Source organism: Ralstonia sp. RRA (genome assembly GCF_037023145.1).
Lineage (GTDB): Bacteria > Pseudomonadota > Gammaproteobacteria > Burkholderiales > Burkholderiaceae > Ralstonia.
In genome coordinates this window covers 1,228,499-1,247,218 of the sequence record NZ_CP146091.1, presented here as the reverse complement: position 1 = coordinate 1,247,218, position 18,720 = coordinate 1,228,499, and the positions used below count along the sequence as shown (strand labels likewise).

Genomic DNA, 18,720 nt, shown 5'->3' with positions numbered 1-18,720 from the left:
CCGTCATTGAGCCCGCTGCCGAGAGGTCGCGGGCTTTTTTTTGGCCTACAGCGGATCACGCAGATAGCTGACCAGTTTGTCGACCACCGGCCGGTTCGGCTTGGTCAGCAGGCTGACGGCTATGGCCGCCACAAACCCGGCCGGCACACCAAATGCGCCGGAGGCGATCGGGTCCACACCAAACCACGGCTGACCTAGGATGCCCGTCATGCGCGTGAAGAACGGATAGTTGACGAAGATGTAATAGACGCTCACCGCCAGCCCGGTGAGCATGCCGGCAATGGCCCCCGCGCGGTTAGTGCGTTTCCAGAACACCCCCAGCACCAACACCGGGAAAAAGCACGAAGCCGCCAGCGAAAACGCCGCCCCCACCAGGAAGAGAATGTTGCCGGGCTTGAGTGAGGTCACGTACGCCGCCAGCAACGCCACAGCCAGCAACACCACCTTGGCGCTGGTCACGCGCCGCTGATGGCTGGCCGTGTTGTCGATCATGTGGAAGTACACGTCATGCGACAGCGCATTGGCAATCGTCAGCAGCAGGCCGTCAGCCGTCGACAGCGCAGCCGCCAGCGCACCAGCGGCAATCAGCCCAGACAGCACATACGGCAGCCCGGCGATCTCGGGCGCCGCCAGCACCACCATGTCCGGCTGGATCATCACCTCTGCCCACTGGACGATGCCGTCGCCATTGATGTCGCGCAGCGTCAGAACAGCCGGGTCGACCTTGCGCCACGGCACAATCCATTGCGGCAGATCGGCAAACGGCGTGCCCACCAGATGCTGCAGCAGGTCCAGCTTGACGAGCGCCGCCAGCGCCGGCGCCGAGACATAGAGCAGCGCCACGAAGAACAGCGTCCAGCTCACCGAGTTGCGTGTCTCGCGCACGGACGGCGTGGTGTGAAAGCGTGTGAGGATGTGCGGCAGGCTGGCCGTGCCCACCATCAGGCAGAACACCAGCAGCACGAAGTTCAGCCGCTCGGTGCCGCGCTCGGCCTCAGATTTGGACGGAAACGGCTCGCTGGACGGAGGTGCGGCGCGACTGCGCTCCAGGGCCGCTTCACGCTCCAAGTTCCACAGAATCGACGCGCTGGCCGCATCCGCAGGAAACTCCTCGCGCGCACGCTCCAGCGTCTTGATCTCGCGCAGCGGTGCATTGCGCTCACGCGCCAGCTTCAGCTGCGTGTTCAGCGCCTCGCGCGACTCCTCGAACGATTGCGGCAACCGGGCAATGCGCTCCTGCAGCGCCTGCGCTTCGGCCAGAAAATGATCGCGCACACGCTGCTCGGCCGGGTCATGGGCAATGCGCAGCTCCTCCTTTTCGATCTGCTGCAGCAAATGACCGGTGGAAAGCTGCGGCACCGGATCGTGATACCGATGCCAGCCAATCAGCCCCACCACGCCCAGGAACGACACGATCATGATGATGTACTGCGCCACCTGCGTCCAAGTCACGGCACGCATGCCCCCCAGGAACGAGCACACCAGAATGCCCGCCAACCCGAAGAACACGCCCACCGAAAACTCCACGCCGATGAAACGCGTCACCACCAGCCCCACGCCCTGAATCTGCGCGACAAGGTAGACGAAGGAACACAGCGTCGCGCCCAGTACAGCAATACCGCGCACCACCGAACTGCCGCCGCGCTCGCCATTGCCATAGCGTGTGGCGAGAAAGTCCGGCACGGTGTAGCCACCAAACTTGCGCAGGTATGGCGCCAGCAGAAAGGCGACCAGGCAATAGCCGCCAGTCCAGCCCATCACATAGGCCAGCCCCTCATAACCCGAGGCAAACACGATGCCCGCCAGGCCGATGAACGAGGCTGCGCTCATCCAGTCGGCCGCGGTGGCCATGCCGTTGAAGAACGCGGGCACGCGGCGCCCGGCCACGTAGTACTCAGTCAGATCCGCCGTGCGGCAGATCAGCCCAATGCACGCATAGATGGCGATGGTGACGAACAGGAACACATAACCGAGCCACACCCCCGGCCCGCGCACGTGCTCGATCGCGCCCATCATGACGATGAACAGCAGCAGCCCTACGGTGTAGAGCCCGTAATACAGAAACAGCCGCTTGCGAAAGCGGCTGTCTTGTTGGGGGTCAGCGGCCAAGGTTGGCGACCTGTCTCTAGAGACCGCGTTAGCGCGTTTCCTTCAACTGGTCGAGGATGGCCGGGTTCTCCAGCGTGGACGTGTCCTGCGTGATGTCCTCGCCCTTGGCCAGCGAGCGCAACAGCCGGCGCATGATCTTGCCCGAGCGCGTCTTGGGCAGGTTGTCGCCAAAACGGATGTCCTTGGGCTTGGCGATCGGGCCGATCTCCTTGCCGACCCAGTTGCGCAGTTCGGTGGCAATCTGCTTGGCCTCGTCGCCATCGGGGCGCGAGCGCTTGAGCACGACGAACGCGCAAATGGCCTCGCCCGTCATGTCGTCGGGGCGGCCCACCACTGCCGCTTCAGCCACCAGCGGATTCGCCACCAGCGCCGATTCGATCTCCATCGTGCCCATGCGGTGGCCCGAGACGTTCAGCACGTCGTCGATACGGCCCATGATGGTGAAGTAGCCGGTGTCCTTGTCGCGGATGGAGCCATCGCCCGCCAAGTACAGCTTGCCGCCCAGCTCTTCCGGGAAGTAGCTCTTCTTGAAGCGCTCCGGGTCGCCCCAGATTGTGCGGATCATCGACGGCCACGGACGCTTGACGACCAGGATGCCGCCTTGCCCGTTCGGCAAGTCCTGCCCGGTTTCATCGACGATGGCGGCCATGATGCCCGGCAGCGGCAACGTGCACGAGCCCGGCACCAGCGGCGTGGCGCCCGGCAGCGGGGTCATCATGTGGCCGCCGGTTTCGGTCTGCCAGAAGGTATCGACCACCGGGCAACGGCCGCCGCCGATGTTCGTGTGGTACCACATCCAGGCTTCTGGGTTGATCGGCTCGCCCACGGTGCCCAGCAGGCGCAGGCTCGACAGGTCGTATTGCTTCGGGTGGACTTTCTCGTCCGCCTCAGCGGCCTTGATGAGCGAGCGGATGGCCGTCGGCGCGGTATAGAAGGTGTTGACCTTATGGCGGGCGATCATGTCCCAGAAACGGCCAGCGTTCGGGTAGGTCGGCACGCCTTCAAACACGACCTGCGTGGCGCCGGCAGCCAGCGGCCCGTAGGCAATATAGGTGTGGCCGGTCACCCAGCCGATGTCGGCCGTGCACCAGAAGACATCGTCGGGCTTGAGGTCGAAGGTCCACTGCATGGTCAGCAGCGCCCACAGCAGGTAGCCGCCCGTGCTGTGCTGCACGCCCTTCGGCTTGCCGGTCGAACCCGAGGTGTAGAGGATGAACAGCGGATGCTCGGCGCCCACCGGGGTGACTTCGCAGGTGTCCGGCTGGCCGGCTTCAACTTCGTCCATGGCGCGATCACGGCCATCCACCCAGTTCACATTGCCACCGGTGCGGCGGTAGACGATCACGTGCTTGACGGCGTCGGTGCCCTCCATGGCCAGCGCTTCATCGGCGATGGCCTTGAGCGGCAGCGCCTTGCCGCCGCGCATCTGCTCATCCGCCGTGATGAGCGCCACGGCGCCCACGTCAACAATGCGCTCCTGCAGCGATTTGGCCGAGAACCCACCAAACACCACCGAGTGCGTCGCACCAATACGTGCGCAGGCCTGCATGGCAACGATGCCTTCCACCGACATCGGCATGTAGATGACGACACGATCGCCCTTCTTGATGCCCAGTGCCTTCAAGCCATTGGCAAAACGACAGACGCGTGCATGCAGTTCGCGATAGGTGACCCGGGTGACCTTGCCATCGTCGGTTTCGAAGATGATGGCGACCTTGTCGGCATTGCCGTTCTCAAGGTTGCGCTCGAGGCAGTTGTACGAGGCGTTGATCTCGCCGTCTTCAAACCACTTGTAAAACGGTGCGTTGGATTCATCCAGCACCTTGCTGAACGGCTTGTGCCAGAGCAGGTGCTCGTGTGCGAGGCGCGCCCAGAAGCCTTCGTAGTCGTGCTCAGCCTCGGCGCACAGGGCACGGTAGGCGTCCATGCCGGCGATGTTGGCCTGTTTGACGAAGGACTCGGGCGGGTCGAAGACGCGCAGTTCCTGCAGAACAGATTCAATGCCAGCCATGTTGTCTCCTGATAGCGGTGTCTGTAATCGTTTTGCGGCGAATCTAAGCGGCTGACCTGACTCCAGCCTTACGTATCCGACGCCGCAATTTGACGCGAAGGGCATTACTATAATGCGTCACTCAGCACTGCGGCGCGCATCGCAATGCAACATGGCCGGCTTGAAAGCCGCGCCCCGTGCCGCTTTCCACCCAATTCGTCATCGTGCCCATCCACGCCCTTTTCCTGATTGCTGCCATGGCACTGGTCGGCAGCAACGTCGGTTTCGGCAAATCGATCGTCGCCGTCATGCCGGTGATGCTGTTTGCGTTGCTGCGCTTTCTGATTGCCATCGTGTGCATGGCGCCGTGGTACAAGCCGTCGCGCATGCGACGGGTGACGCGCGGGGAATGGACCAACCTCTTCCTGCAGGCGTTCTTCGGCACGTTCGGTTTCACGCTGCTGATGCTCAACGGCGTGAAGCTCACCTCGGCGCTGGCTGCCGGCATCATCACCAGCACGATCCCGGCCACTGTGGCGCTGCTGTCATGGTTGGTGCTGCGTGAGAAGCCATCGGGACGTACCTTCGTCTCGGTGGTGCTGGCCGTGGCGGGTGTGGCCATTCTCAACGCCTATCGCGGCGGCGAATCGTCCGGCACGGCACCCGCCGATGCGGCACAGGCGCTGCTGGGCAATGCGCTGGTGATGGGGGCGGTGCTGTGCGAGTCGATCTACGTGATCCTGTCGCGGCGCCTGACACAAACGTTGCCCGCCATCGAGATCTGTGCGTACACGCACCTGATCGGCGGCCTGCTGATGCTGCCGCTGGGCCTGGTGCCGCTGCTGACGTTTGATGCATCGAGCGTGCCCGCATCCGTCTGGGGCCTGGTGGTCTGGTACGCGCTGTCGGCCAGCATCTTTTCGTTCTGGCTGTGGATGAAGGGCATTCGGCACGTGCCAGCGCACTTGGCCGGCGTGTTCACCTCGGTGCTGCCGATTGCCGCAGCCACTTACGGCATCGTCGCGCTGGGTGAGACGCCCGGCTGGCCGCATGCCGTGGCACTGGCTTGCGTGGTGGCCGGCATCTTGGTGGCGAGTTGGCCAGCGCGGCCACGCTTGCCGGTGCGGCGTGGGCGGGTGGTCGATCCGCTGGACCCGCTTGATCCGTCGCTGGATCGCGAATAACAACACCCTCAACCGCGCGACACATCGCCACCTCATGAACCGCTATTTCCGCCTTGGCAGCCTGCGCGTCTTCGGCGCCCCCGTCTATGTCCACTGGACTGTCCTGGCTGTGTCGGCCGTCCTGCTGGCGTATTCCATCAAGGCGCCTTTCACTGCATTGGCAGCGTTGGGGTCGTACTTCGGCATCATCCTGCTGCACGAGACCGGACACGCCTACCTTGCACGGCGTGCAGGTGCCCGCGTCGAGGCCATCTACCTTGGCCTCTTCCACGGCATGTGTGTGCATGAGGTACCTGCACGCCAACGGGACATCTATGTGATTGCCTGGGGTGGCGCGCTGGCACAGCTTGCGGTGGCCCTGCCATTGATCCTGCTGGCCAATCTCACACCCGCCGCGCGTTGGCCGATCATCGGCGAGGTGGTGCTGTATCTCGGTTACGTGAGCCTGCTGGTCGCGGCCGTCAACCTGATTCCGGCGCCGGGGCTTGATGGCGAGCACGCGTGGCGCCTGCTGCGCTGGCCAAGTGGACTTCACAAGCAGAATGCAGCGGCCAAACGACCGAAACATCTGCGCCGGGTCAAGTAGCGCTGCGGGCCGAGAAGGGATGGACCGCCTCATCTCGCGCCCACCCGGCGGGCGAGGCTGCCGGAGCACATTGACGCGGCAGCCCTGTCAGCGCATCGATTCCGACGAATCCGCTCGGACAATCCAGCCCCGACATTGGGTGTATGATCTGCGGCTGTTCTGAGCCAGCGGCGCCCGCCGCTGGTGCGTAGTGCAAATCACTGCGGCGCATCACTGCCGGTGATCATTGCCCTACCGCATCCCCGGTTTCTCATTCCTATACGTTGGTCCCCACCATGACCGTCATTCGTCAAGAAGACCTCATCCAGAGCGTCGCCGACGCGCTGCAGTACATCAGCTACTACCACCCGATGGACTACATCACTGCTCTGGGCCGTGCCTATGAGCAGGAACAAAGTCCCGCGGCCAAGGACGCCATCGCGCAGATCCTGACCAACAGCCGCATGTGTGCAGAGGGCAAGCGCCCGATCTGCCAGGACACCGGCATCGTCACCGTGTTCCTGAAGGTGGGCATGAACGTGCGCTGGGACGGCGCCACGATGAGCCTGGAAGACATGGTCAACGAAGGCGTGCGCCGCGCGTACAACGACGTCGACAACAAGCTGCGCGCAAGCGTGCTGGCTGACCCCGCCGGCAAGCGCACCAACACGAAGGACAACACCCCGGCCGTGATCAACATGTCGATCGTGCCGGGCGATACGGTGGACGTGATCGTTGCCGCCAAGGGCGGCGGCTCGGAAGCCAAGTCGAAGTTCGTGATGCTGAATCCGTCCGACTCGATCGTCGACTGGGTGCTCAAGACCGTGCCGACCATGGGCGCCGGCTGGTGTCCGCCGGGCATGCTGGGCATCGGCATTGGCGGCACGGCGGAAAAGGCCATGCTGCTGGCCAAGGAAGCCCTGATGGAGCCGATCGACATTCAAGACCTGATCGCCCGCGGCCCGAGCAACCGCGCAGAAGAACTGCGCATCGAGCTGTACGAGAAGGTCAACGCGCTGGGCATTGGCGCACAAGGCCTGGGCGGCCTGGCCACCGTGCTCGACGTGAAGATCCTGGACTACCCGACGCACGCCGCCAACCTGCCGGTCGCGATGATCCCGAACTGTGCCGCCACCCGCCACGCGCACTTCACGCTGGACGGCAGCGGCGTTGCCAAGCTGGAAGCGCCGGACCTGTCGCAATGGCCGAAGGTTGAGTGGGCACCGAACACCGAAACGTCGAAGCGCGTGGACCTGAACGCGCTCACGCCGGAAGAAGTCGCCTCGTGGAAGCCGGGCCAGACCCTGCTGCTCAACGGCAAGATGCTGACCGGCCGCGACGCCGCGCACAAGCGCATCGCCGACATGCTGGCCAAGGGCGAGAAGCTGCCGATCGACTTCACCAACCGCGTGATCTACTACGTCGGCCCGGTCGACCCGGTGCGTGATGAAGTCGTCGGCCCGGCAGGCCCGACTACGGCTACCCGCATGGACAAATTCACCGAAACGATGCTCGCCCAGACGGGCCTGATCGCCATGGTGGGCAAGGCTGAGCGTGGCCCGGTTGCCATCGAGTCCATCCAGAAGCACAAGTCGGCCTACCTGATGGCCGTGGGCGGTGCCGCTTACCTGGTGTCGAAGGCGATTCGTGGCTCCAAGGTGCTGGCGTTTGAAGACCTGGGCATGGAAGCCATCTACGAGTTCGACGTGAAGGACATGCCTGTGACCGTTGCCGTGGACAGCTCGGGCACGTCGGTCCACAAGACCGGCCCGGCGGAATGGCAAGCGAAGATCGGCAAGATTCCGGTCGCCGCAGCCTGATCTGCTCAACGTCTCCATCGTGACGACACGCGCGCAGACACCGGTCGGGGTCTTTGACTCCGGCCTCGGAGGGCTCTCCGTCCTGCGCGCGATTCGCGCCGAACTGCCGGCCGAATCGCTTCTCTACCTGGCGGATTCCCGCCATGCCCCGTACGGGGAAAAATCTCCCGAATACATTGCTGATCGCACGCTGCGAGCGTGTGAGTGGCTGGTCGAGCAAGGCTGCAAGGCGCTGGTGATCGCGTGCAATACCGCCACGGCGCAAGCCGTGCACGTGCTGCGTGAAAAGCTCGCAGTGCCGGTGATTGGCGTCGAGCCCGGCCTGAAGCCTGCGGTCGCGCACTCCAAGAGTCGCGTGGTGGGTGTATTGGCCACGGAGAGCACTCTGCGCAGCGAAAAATTCGCGCGCCTGCTGGCAGCGGTCTCTGGCGATTGCAAAGTGATAAGCCAGCCGGGCTATGGCCTCGTCCCGCTGATCGAACGCGGCGACACGCACTCCCCCGCCGTGCTGGAACTGCTGCAAGCCTATCTACAGCCGATGCTGGATGCCGGCGCCGACACGCTGGTGCACGGCTGCACGCACTACCCCTTTCTGGAAGACGCCATCCGCGAGATTGCGGGCGATCGGCTGACGCTGATCGACACTGGTCATGCCGTTGCGCGCCATCTGGGCCGTACGCTAGCTGCGGCGCAATTGCAGGCCACGGGCAACGCTGCGTCACCGCGCTTCATGAGCACCGGTGATGTGCTCCCGCTGCAAGCCATGGTGGCTGCCTTGTTGGGCGAGGCTCCCATGGCGCAGCACGTGGACATTGGCGACGCGCCGCTCACCCCGGCGGCAACCGCGCTCGCTTCGCAAGCTGAATAAAAAAAACGCCACCTGGGTAGGTGGCGTTTTTACTTTGGGCTTCAGCCGAGGTTCGGCTGCGCGGCAGGCTCAGCCACTTCGGCTTCACTGTCCTCTTCAGCCGGTTCGTACTTCGCCACCACGGCAGTGGCCAGGCTGTTGCCGATCACGTTGGTGGCCGTGCGGCCCATGTCGAAGAATTGGTCGATACCGATGATCAGCAGCAGGCCAGCTTCCGGCAGGTGGAACATCGGCAGCGTGGCCGCCACCACCACCAGCGAGGCACGCGCCACACCGGCCATGCCCTTGCTCGTAAGCATCAGCACCAGCAGCAGCGTGACTTGCTGCGTGAAGCTCATCTGGATGTTGTAGGCCTGCGCGATGAACAGCACCGCAAACGCCTGGTACATCATCGAGCCATCGAGGTTGAACGAGTAACCCAGCGGCAGCACGAAGCTGGCGACGCGCTTGGGCACGCCAAACTTCTCCAGCGCTTCCATCGTCTTCGGGTAGGCCGATTCGCTGCTGGCCGTGGCAAACGCCAGCATGGTCGGTTCACGGATCAAGCCCAGCAGACGCCCCAGCGAGCGGCCCAGCAGCACGTAACCAGCGAAGAACAGGATCGCCCACAGCAGCGCCAGCCCCAGGTAGAACTCGCCGATCAGCTTGCCGTAGGTGACCAGCACGCCCACGCCTTCCACCGTGATGGCGGCGGCCATAGCGGCAAACACGCCCAGCGGTGCGAAGCGCATCACGTAGTCGGTAATGCGGAACATCAGCTTGGTCAGTTCTTCCAGGCCACGGCCGATCACGCTTTCCATCGGGTTCTTCATGGTCGACAGCGCGGCGCCGAAGAACAGGGAGAACACCAGGATCTGCAGGATCTCGTTGTTGGCCATCGCCTCCACGATGCTGCGCGGGAAGACGTGCGTGATGAAGGCCTTGAGCGTGAAGTCACCCGTCTTCAAACCCGACGTTGCCGCCATGTCGGGCAGCGGCAGATTCATGTGCACGCCCGGCTGGAAGAAATTGACCAGCAGCATGCCCAGCGCCAGCGACGTGGCCGACGCACACACAAACCAGATCATCGCGCGCAGGCCCACGCGACCAACCGCGCTGCCACCGCTCATGCTCGCCAGCCCCGTCACCAGGGTCGAGAACACCAGCGGCGCGATGATCATCTTGATCATGCGCAGGAAGATGTCGGTGATGATGCTGAAGTACGAAGCGATGTCCTTGGCCGCCGCAGCGTCCTTGGCGTATTCGTGGCAGCCCCAGCCGACGGCAATGCCCAGCACCATGGCAATGCCGATGTGGGAGGTCAGACGTTTGGTGTTCAAGACTTTCTCCAGGAATTCCCCGGGGCCGGAGGGCGGTCACGGGCCAGCGGATCTTGTGTGGGCCAAGGGCGGCCCAAGTTCGTCACGCTTTGTAAAAAGCGAGGATATTAGACAAGCAGATGGCGATCGTTATGTCGATGTTGCATGGCAACATGCAAATTTTGCATAGATTACCGGGGGCCGACCCGGGGCTCGGGCCGATGCCGCACAGGCATTGGCGTCGCGCATCGCGAGCAAGATTATTGATCGGTGCGCAATGCCGTCGGCGCATACCAACAAGCGCCCTTTGGCGCACACGCAATGCGGCGCCCGCGCCACTGCTACCATCGTGGAACGGCAAACCCACAGGACCCCACGATGAAGATGGCCCCCTTCGCTTTCGGCACGACCGACTGGTCTGTTGTCGAGCCCACCGAACACACTGGCCAAATGGACGAAAACGGCAATGGCGGCATGGCCCTCTGGCGCACACGCTACTTTGGTGACGAGCCCAACCGCATCCGCGTGCGCATGGTCGAGTACACGCCCGGCTACCTGGCCGACCACTGGTGCAAGAAAGGTCACATCCTGTTCTGCCTGGACGGCGAACTGGAAACCACGCTGGAAGACGGCCGCAAGTTCACGCTCACGCCCGGTATGAGCTACCAGGTGGGGGATGATGCCGAGGCGCATCAGTCCTATACGAAGACGGGCGCCCGGCTCTTTATTGTTGATTGATCACCGCGGTGTAAAACCAATCGACCGCCGCTCACGCAACTCCGGCTTGATCGAATGCTCCTGCCGCAGTTGCGCAAGAAACGCCTCCGGCTCCAGCGCCTCGCCCAGCAGCAGCGATTGCTGCTTGACCACCGCAAAGTCGCCCGGCGTGAGCATGTCGAGCGAGGCCAGAATCTCGCGCCACACGGGCTTGAGCGCATCCGCATTGCCACCCAGTGCCTCGGCAATGAACATCTGCTCGCGCTGGGCCCGCATCAGTGGCCTGAAGCGGATCTTGAATGCAAAGCGCCGCAGCGCAGCCTCATCCAGCCGATCGAACAGGTTGGTCGTGCAGATGAAGATGCCGTCAAAGCGCTCCATGCCCTGCAGCATCTCGTTGACTTCCGACACCTCGTAGTTGCGCACCGCACCCTGGCGGCTCTGCATGAAGCTGTCAGCCTCGTCGAGCAGCAGGAGCGCGCGCTCTTCTTCAGCGCGCGAGAACATGGCGGCAATCTGCTGCTCCGTCTCGCCCACGTACTTGCTCATCAGGTCTGAGGCGCGGCGGATCATCAGCGGCACGTCGAGTTGGCTGGCGATGTGCTCGGCCAACACCGTCTTGCCCGTGCCCGGCGGCCCGAAGAAGCACAGCGTGCCGCGCTTGCGTGCGCGCAGCGCTTCAATCACCCGCTCCACGGGGAAGCGCGTCTCGAGGTTCAAATAGTCGAGCTTGTATTCGGTGACGACACGGTGCGCCGGCACTTCGGGGCGCAAGCCCATGGCCTGATCTGCATGATCGAGCTGGCGCACGATCAACGATTCCGCCGATTCCTCCATCGCCGGCTGCGTCAGGCGTGCGAAGCGCGCGGCCGAGTCGATCTGCGCAGGCGTGAGCGTCTTGCGCGCCGCCAGCTTGGCCATGAAGGCATCCGACACTTCCAGCCCTTCCAGGTGCTTGCGGATGATGCTCTCGCGCACGGTCGGCGGCGGCACCTTCAACTCAAGATGGAACTGGAAGCGCCGCAGGTAGGCCGGATCGATCTGCCGGATCGAGTTCGATACCCAGATCACCGGCACCGGGTTCTGCTCCAGCGTTTGATTGACCCACGCCTTGCCGTTGACGGAGCCGCGCGGCTCTTCATGCCCGAACAGGCTCATGAGCTCGCGTGTCGGGCCAGGGAATACGTCTTCCACTTCGTCAAACAGCAACACGGCGCCAGGCCGCCCCCGCAGGAACGCCTGCGAGACCTGCAGTGAGCGATAGCGGTCTTTGCCGGAGAGGCTGTTGCCATCCTTGTCGAGGCAATCCACCTCATACAGCTCGCAGCCGGCATCGCGCGCCAGCACGCGCGCCAGTTCGGTCTTGCCGGTGCCGGGCGCGCCGTACAGCAGGATGTTCACGCCCACGGCACGCGTCTGCGAAGCGTTTTCCAGCAAGGCGGTCAGATAGCGCGCGTCGGTCTCGACGTGCGGATAGTCGGATTGCGCCAGCGTGGTCGGCGGCGCGGGACGCGTGAAGACAGCCATCATCTCCGCCTCACTCGCGTAGTCGCCCAGCAGCACGTGCAGCAGACGATCGGAGATACGCATCAGGTCGCCCAGATCCGTGACGCTGTTCTCGGGCAACGGCGGCTCGATCAGGCCAAGCGTTTCCAACCGCGAACCGGGGCGCAGGGAGGCGGCCACCTCGGCGGTGCTCGCGCCTGCCAGCCCCGCCAGCAGTTGGAAGGCCTCCTGGCTGTGAGCGACCTTGCAATCGACCATCACGGCACGCAGATCGCGCTTGTACTTCACCAGCGACGCGAACAACAGCAGCGCGCGCTCATGCGGCGGCAGGCCCAGCACGCGCGCCAGCATGTCGATGTTGCCGACCAGCAGCACGCGCTCACTGGATAGTCGCTCGCCCAGGGCATCGCACGAGGCCCCAAACACGGTGAACATGTCCTTAGCGTGATGCTTGACGTACTCGTCGAGGTAGTAGAACAGCGAGCTTTCGTCAAAGGCGCTGCTCCACTGGCCGTGGCGGTCCATGAAGGTGGGCAGATCCAGCTTGCCGACGGCGCGCCAGCCCGGCATATCGGCGCAGCGCGCGGCCAGGAACCGCTGCAAGCGCTGGATGACCGTCACGGGCCAGATCAGCTCCGGCGCGCAAACGGTGAGAATGTCGTTGATGTTGGTGCGCAGATTGAAGCGCAGGCCCATCGCACAGACCGTACGCAACGCAAATTGCGCGCACATGGAGTCCAGTGACGACAACAGCGATTGAGGCTGCCTGCCGCCCGTGGGGACGAACGTACCATCGTCGGCGTCGTCCAGGCTGAGATTGTCTTCATCCATGGTCGCCCCCTATTCACCGCTTCCCCGTTCACGGTTGGCCGGCCGGTCACCGTGTTTGAATGCTTTTCATCCTAGCGTGTTTGCACGCACTGCGTACCCGGGTCGACCCCCATGTCCGCAAATTGCGGGCCCGTGAAACCCACACGACCAAAGCGCCTGGGCAGGCAGTTCTCCGCTATCCGTCATCTGGATGTGCAGCTCGCCCCACGAAAGACGTCGAAAGGATCATGGGATTTTTCGCAAATAGGAATCATTATCGTTTATACTTTTTCTTATCGCTGCAATAGGCTGAAACAAAGTCGCACCCCGACTGTCGCAACACTGTTGCATGTTGCGGGCCTAAAATACCTGTCATGTCGGCAGCGACCCTGCCGACACCAACACTAGGCGCCATGGAACTGCTCCTGAGTCTGCTTATCAGCATCGGGGTTTCGCTCATCATGTTCGGCAAGCGCTGAAGCCGAGCCTTGTTGAGCGGTTGCTCTGCCAACGCCCATTGCCGCACTCCGCCCTATTTTTTCCGCTCTCGATTCCCGGTCGTTGATGATTCACCCTCGTACTCTCAAGATTCTGGTGGTCGTGCTGTTGCTGCACGCGGGCGTGCTGATGCTGATTCAGCTTGGCCTGATCCAGTCGCCACTGAGCAAGGAGGAGCCGCCTGAGTTGCAGGTCAACCTCATCCCCGCCACGCCAGAGCCCATCAAGCAGCCGGAGCCGCCCAAGCAGCAGCCGGTCAAGCAGGAAGCGCCCAAGCAGGTGAACATCGTCAAGCCGGTGCCGCAACCCAAGCCGACACCGATGCCGACGCCCAACCTGCCGCCGTCGGACAACGCGCCCGTGGCGCCCGCCACGCCGCCCGCACCACCGGCTCCACCCGCAGAACCCGCACCGGCCCCTGCGCCAAGCGGCCCGATCAGCGTCGGCATCAACGACATCCAGTGCAGCGATCCGCAGCCGGGGTATCCGTCGATGTCGCAAAAGATGGGCGAGGAAGGCCGCGCCATGGTCAAGCTCTCCATCGGCACTGCGGGTGAAGTCACCAATGTGGCGCTCACGTCGTCTTCCGGTTCGCCGCGCCTGGATCGTGCCGCTACTGAGGCTGCCCGCTCCATCAAGTGCACCCCGTACAAGCAAAACGGCCATGCTGTGCCCGTTGTGGCAAGCAAACCGTATGTCTTCAAGCTCGATAATTAACCCATTCCGACTCTCGCTTCATCAGGACAACTCAGGAAACCCATCATGCAGGAACTCGGTCTTTCCCATCTCTGGACACAAGGCGATATCGTCGCGCGCGGCACGGCCATTCTGCTGCTGATCATGTCGCTCGCCTCGTGGATCGTCATCCTCACCAAGGCGTGGGACATCGTGCGCCTGAAAGGCATGGCGCAAGGCGCTGAAAAGCGCTTCTGGCACTCCGACGACTTCGACCACGCCATGCAGACGCTTGGCAGCCCCAAGGACAACCCGTTCTACGCACTCGCGCAAACCGGCCGCGAAGCCGCGCAGCACCACCGCGCCAGCCAGCCGCAACTGCACGATGTGATGGACATCTCTGACTGGCTTACGCGCTCGCTCAAGAGCGCGATCGATGAGTCGGTCGGCCAGATGCAATCGGGCCTGGCCGTGCTGGCCTCGGTGGGTTCGACGGCACCGTTCGTCGGCCTATTCGGCACGGTGTGGGGCATCTATCACGCCCTGCTGGGCATCGGCGCATCGGGCGTGCCGACCATCGACAAGGTGGCGGGCCCCGTGGGCGAATCGCTCATCATGACGGCCTTCGGTCTGGCCGTGGCCATTCCGGCCGTGCTGGGCTACAACGCACTCACGCGTGGCAACAAGTCCATCATCGCCAAGCTCAACCGCTTCGCGCATGACCTGCACGCCTACTTCGTGACCGGTGCGCGCCTGCGTCCGGGCGCCTCGCGCGACGATGCCAGCGTCCGTCTGGCCTCGGTCAAGCAGCAGTAAGGAGAGCCACCATGGCCTTCGGTACCTTCGACAACGATGACGAGGTGATGAACGAGATCAACATGACGCCGCTGGTCGACGTCATGCTGGTGCTGCTCATCATCTTCATCATCACCATTCCCGTGATCAACCATGCGGTGAAGATCGACCTGCCGCGCGCATCGAACAAACCCGACGACGCCAAGCCGCAAAGCGTGAATGTCGAGATCAACGCGCAAGGTCAGGCGTTCTGGAACAACCAGCCGGTGGATGAAGCCACGCTGCAGGCCAACATTGCACAGGCCGCGCAACAGCAGCCACAGCCGGAGATGCACCTGCGTGCGGATCGCAACGTCCGCTACGAGCGTGTGGCTCAGGTGATGGCTGCCATCCAGCGTGGAGGCCTGGCGCGCATCGGCTTCGTGACGGAGCCTGAACGCAACTAAGGCAGCTGACGCGACATCCCGCTGCATCGCCTCGAACCCCCGTCTTTGCACGGGGGTTTGTCATTTCTGGCACCTTCCATTTGCAATGGAGCGGCGCTGGCGGTACTTTTGCGGCCATCCCCGCAATCAGAAGGATCCTACATGGCAAGTTCTTCCGCCCCTTCCGACATCGCGTCGCCGCGCACCACCCTGGTTCCACAGGTCGTTGTGCCATCGCTGGTCGTACTGGTCCTGCTGCTCGTGTTGTGCACCGTACAGCCCGAGCTGGCCGACCGCGCCTTCGGCGTCGCACAACGCTGGGTCACAGGGCACTTCGACTGGTTCTACATGCTGGCGGTCACGGGCTTCCTGGTGTTCTTGATCGTCGTGGCGGCCAGCCGGTTCGGTGACATCCGCCTGGGCCCTGACGAGGCCGAACCCGAGTTCAGTTTCGTCTCCTGGACGGCGATGCTCTTCGCAGCCGGCATGGGCATCGGGCTGATGTACTTCGGCGTGGGCGAACCGATGCAGCACTACCTGCAACCGCCGACCGTCGCGCCGCAGACCGCCCTCGCCGCGCGCGAAGCGATGCTCTCCACCTTCTTCCACTGGGGCCTGCATGCCTGGGCCATCTACGGTGTGATGGGCCTGGCGCTGGCGTACTTCGCGTTCCGCTACAACCTGCCGCTCACCATGCGCTCGGGCCTGTATCCCATCCTGCGTGAACGCATCAACGGTGTGCTGGGCCATGGGGTGGATGCCTTCGCCCTGATCGGTACGATTGCCGGCATTGCCACCACGCTCGGCTACGGCGTGCTGCAGCTCGGCGCGGGCCTGCATCAGGTGGCGGGGTGGCAAACCGATTCCGACACCTTCCGCGTGGGCCTCATCTGCGTGGTGGTGCTGCTGGCCGGTGCGTCGGCTGCGTCGGGGCTCGGTAACGGCGTGCGCCGGCTCTCGGAGCTGAACCTGACGCTGGCCTTCCTGCTGCTGGCCTTCGTCATCATTGCCGGCCCGACAGTGTTCCTGCTGCAAGCCTTCAGTGAGAACGTCGGCAACTACCTGTCGAACCTGGTCAACCTGTCATTCCGCACCTTTGCCTATACGCCACCCAACGCGTCTGGCTGGTTCAGCGGCTGGACGATTCTCTATTGGGCGTGGTGGGTATCATGGTCGCCGTTCGTCGGGATGTTCATTGCGCGCATCTCACGCGGGCGCACGGTGCGGCAGTTCGTGATCGGCGTGCTGATCGTGCCGACCGCGTTCAACCTGCTGTGGATGACCGCCTTCGGCAACAGCGCAATCTGGCTCGACACGCATCAGGCGGCCGGCGACCTCGCGCGCACCGCAGGCAATGTCGATGCCCTGCTCTTCCACTTCTTTGATTACTTTCCCGGCACCACGGCACTGTCGTGGCTGGCCATCGTGCTGATCGCCGTGTTCTTCGTGACCTCAGCCGATTCCGGCGCGTTCGTGATCGACACGATTGCCTCGCGCGGTGCTGTGCATTCGCCAGTGTGGCAGCGGCTCTTCTGGGCGGTCGTGCTCGGGGCGACTGCCGCCATCCTGATGCTGGCCGGCGGCCTCAAGGCCTTGCAGGCGATGACGCTGGTGGCGGCCCTGCCGGTCGCGATCATCATGGCGCTGCTTTGCTATGGCCTGTGGCGTGGCATGTCGGCCGACCGCGCGCACTACTCCCGCGAACTGGCCCCCGCCACATCCTTCTGGAGCGGCCAGCGCTGGCGCCAGCGTCTTGCGCAGATGGTGAACCCGTCCACCGAAGCGGATGTGCGCACGTTCCTCGCCAGGCAAGTGCTGCCGGCCATGAACGACGTGGTGAGAGAACTGAGCCGGCGCGGCATCGAGGCGCACGTGCTCGAAGCCGAAGACAGCGTGCGCCTGGTCATCCCCGATCCATCGGACCGCGATTTCGTCTACGGCGTGCGCAGCGCGAGCAAAGCACTGCCCGTCGCGACACCAAGCCAGGCAGCGGCCCCCGACCACGCGCTCACCCACGAGCCCGTCACCTTCTTCGAAGATGGTCGCGAGGGCTACGACATCGAGTACCTGCGCGGCGAAGAAATCATCGCCGACATCCTGCGCCACTACGAGCGCTACCGCGCCCAACGCACAGACGAGCGAACGACCCTCCTGCGCGAAGCGCCGGGTCATACCTGACACGCAACCGGGCCACGTGCCCGGTTTCTTTTTTCAGGGCTGGCGGGCAGTCATCAGCACATCGTCAGATGTCACTTGTAATGATAACGATTCTCATTTAGACTGCTTGGCATTCGCTGGAATCCCTTGCCAGTCAACGCTTTTCCGCCAGCCAGGACCTTCACCATGAATGCTGCCGAACACCAAGATGCAGGACGCACCGTGACCCGCCGTCGCCACGTCATCGTGGCCCGCCAGCGCCCGGCTGGTCTCAATGCCACACCGGCCACCGCGCCCGCCGCAGCACCAGCCGTTGAGGCCACCCCCGCAACCATCGGTGATACGCGGGTCATGACTTCCGAACAATTGTTTGCCGGCCAGAGCGCTGTCGCCATCCGTCACAACGGTGCGATCTACACGCTGCGCGTCACGCGCTTCGGCAAACTGATCCTGACCAAGTAACACGCAGCACGTACTGACTTTTGTGGGGACGTCTCTCTCAGGAGACATTCGGCAGTAGCCAGCCATCGTCATTTCGCGTTGGCAGACACCAGACCCGTCTGCCGGACGACTGCCAGCCAAGCCGTTCTTTCCCGCCAGTTCCCATCCGGGCGCGCCCAAAGAAAAAGGGCGCGACCTACGCCGCGCCCTTCTCCATCGATTCGCGTTTTTCGCGATCAGCAACTCAGCAGATCACGTGCACGGCGGCAATGCCCGCCTTAGCGATCTGCACATCTTCCGCCGACTTCACACCCGACACACCGACGGCACCGGCGCATACGCCTTCCACCAGCACGGGCACACCGCCCTCAAGCATGCCTTGCAGATGCGGCGCCGACAGGAACGAGATGCGGCCGTTGTTGATGATGTCTTCGTAGACCTTCGATTCACGGCGGCCCAGCGCGGCCGTACGCGCCTTCTCCGGTGCGATGTACGACGAGATGGTCGCGCAACCGTCCATGCGGCGCAGGCCCATCAGATGGCCGCCATCGTCAACCACGGCAATCGTCACGGCCCACTGGTGCGCGCGTGCCTCCTTCTCGGCGGCATCCAGGATCTTGGTGACATCGTCCTGGCACAGGCAGGGCTTGGTTTTCATGACTCGTTCTCCTTGGTTGTGGTGATGCAAGTGTGCGAAGGCTGCGTATTGCTGGCAGTGGGCTCGCATAGGGCGAAAGTATGCCATTGGCCTGCGTTGCTGCTACAGCGCGATCCTGACTACCTGACGCAAATGAGCCGATACATCTCGTGTCTTCAGTATCGTCGCGCATGCGCCGCGCGCCAGTTCTTCTTGCCGACCTTA

At 63.6% G+C, this 18,720-nt stretch carries 15 protein-coding genes; 10 read left to right on the top strand and 5 right to left on the bottom strand.

Translation table 11 applies throughout. The annotated features are described in order from the left end of the window. Positions 1-45: 45 nt before the first annotated feature. Entirely contained in the window at positions 46-2,109 is a 2,064-nt protein-coding gene (locus V6657_RS06015; protein ID WP_082170131.1) for a sodium:solute symporter family protein, read from the bottom strand. Positions 2,110-2,137: 28 nt separating this feature from the next. Further along, positions 2,138-4,120, bottom strand: a complete 1,983-nt coding sequence (acs, locus tag V6657_RS06010; RefSeq protein WP_048932723.1) for an acetate--CoA ligase — start codon at positions 4,118-4,120, stop codon at positions 2,138-2,140. A 203-nt stretch (positions 4,121-4,323) separates the two neighbouring features. Here acs and V6657_RS06005 point away from each other — a divergent pair, with 203 nt between their 5' ends. The 4 genes from V6657_RS06005 (at position 4,324) to murI (ending at position 8,536) form a co-directional block, all read left to right on the top strand. Continuing rightward, positions 4,324-5,283 carry a DMT family transporter gene (locus tag V6657_RS06005; RefSeq protein ID WP_082170137.1) on the top strand — a complete coding sequence of 320 codons (960 nt, stop codon included), beginning with the start codon at positions 4,324-4,326 and terminating at the stop codon, positions 5,281-5,283. 34 nt (positions 5,284-5,317) lie between these two features. Next, positions 5,318-5,869 carry a hypothetical protein gene (locus V6657_RS06000; protein WP_048932724.1) on the top strand — a complete coding sequence of 184 codons (552 nt, stop codon included), beginning with the start codon at positions 5,318-5,320 and terminating at the stop codon, positions 5,867-5,869. A 275-nt stretch (positions 5,870-6,144) separates the two neighbouring features. Continuing rightward, complete coding sequence (locus V6657_RS05995) at positions 6,145-7,668, top strand: fumarate hydratase (protein WP_048932725.1); 1,524 nt, start codon at positions 6,145-6,147, stop codon at positions 7,666-7,668. 19 nt (positions 7,669-7,687) lie between these two features. Next, positions 7,688-8,536: a glutamate racemase gene (murI, locus tag V6657_RS05990; RefSeq protein WP_048932726.1), complete on the top strand. Its 849-nt coding sequence runs from the start codon at positions 7,688-7,690 to the stop codon at positions 8,534-8,536. Between the two features lie 41 nt (positions 8,537-8,577). On the opposite strand, the gene V6657_RS05985 is transcribed toward murI, so the two are convergent. After that, on the bottom strand, positions 8,578-9,855 hold the full coding sequence (locus V6657_RS05985) for a dicarboxylate/amino acid:cation symporter (protein WP_048932727.1): 1,278 nt from the start codon (positions 9,853-9,855) through the stop codon (positions 8,578-8,580). Between the two features lie 357 nt (positions 9,856-10,212). On the opposite strand from V6657_RS05985, the gene V6657_RS05980 reads away from it, so the two are divergent. Then, positions 10,213-10,572: a DHCW motif cupin fold protein gene (locus tag V6657_RS05980; RefSeq protein WP_048932728.1), complete on the top strand. Its 360-nt coding sequence runs from the start codon at positions 10,213-10,215 to the stop codon at positions 10,570-10,572. Here the strand turns inward: V6657_RS05980 and V6657_RS05975 are convergent, their stop codons facing one another. Beyond that, complete coding sequence (locus V6657_RS05975; RefSeq protein ID WP_048932729.1) at positions 10,573-12,888, bottom strand: ATP-binding protein; 2,316 nt, start codon at positions 12,886-12,888, stop codon at positions 10,573-10,575. A gap of 543 nt (positions 12,889-13,431) precedes the next feature. Between V6657_RS05975 and V6657_RS05970 the strand changes: the two genes are divergently transcribed. From V6657_RS05970 to hemP, 5 genes are all read left to right on the top strand, one after another. Next, positions 13,432-14,082, top strand: coding sequence for an energy transducer TonB (locus V6657_RS05970; RefSeq protein ID WP_048932730.1), 651 nt, complete (start codon positions 13,432-13,434; stop codon positions 14,080-14,082). A gap of 45 nt (positions 14,083-14,127) precedes the next feature. Further along, positions 14,128-14,856, top strand: coding sequence for a MotA/TolQ/ExbB proton channel family protein (locus tag V6657_RS05965; RefSeq protein WP_021194889.1), 729 nt, complete (start codon positions 14,128-14,130; stop codon positions 14,854-14,856). A gap of 11 nt (positions 14,857-14,867) precedes the next feature. Further along, entirely contained in the window at positions 14,868-15,281 is a 414-nt protein-coding gene (locus V6657_RS05960; protein ID WP_021194890.1) for a biopolymer transporter ExbD, read from the top strand. Between the two features lie 141 nt (positions 15,282-15,422). Further along, on the top strand, positions 15,423-17,438 hold the full coding sequence (locus V6657_RS05955; protein ID WP_082170132.1) for a BCCT family transporter: 2,016 nt from the start codon (positions 15,423-15,425) through the stop codon (positions 17,436-17,438). Positions 17,439-17,603: 165 nt separating this feature from the next. Then, positions 17,604-17,879: a hemin uptake protein HemP gene (gene hemP, locus V6657_RS05950; protein WP_048932731.1), complete on the top strand. Its 276-nt coding sequence runs from the start codon at positions 17,604-17,606 to the stop codon at positions 17,877-17,879. Positions 17,880-18,102: 223 nt separating this feature from the next. On the opposite strand, the gene V6657_RS05945 is transcribed toward hemP, so the two are convergent. Continuing rightward, complete coding sequence (locus tag V6657_RS05945; protein WP_021194893.1) at positions 18,103-18,516, bottom strand: heme-binding protein; 414 nt, start codon at positions 18,514-18,516, stop codon at positions 18,103-18,105. Positions 18,517-18,720 lie beyond the last annotated feature (204 nt).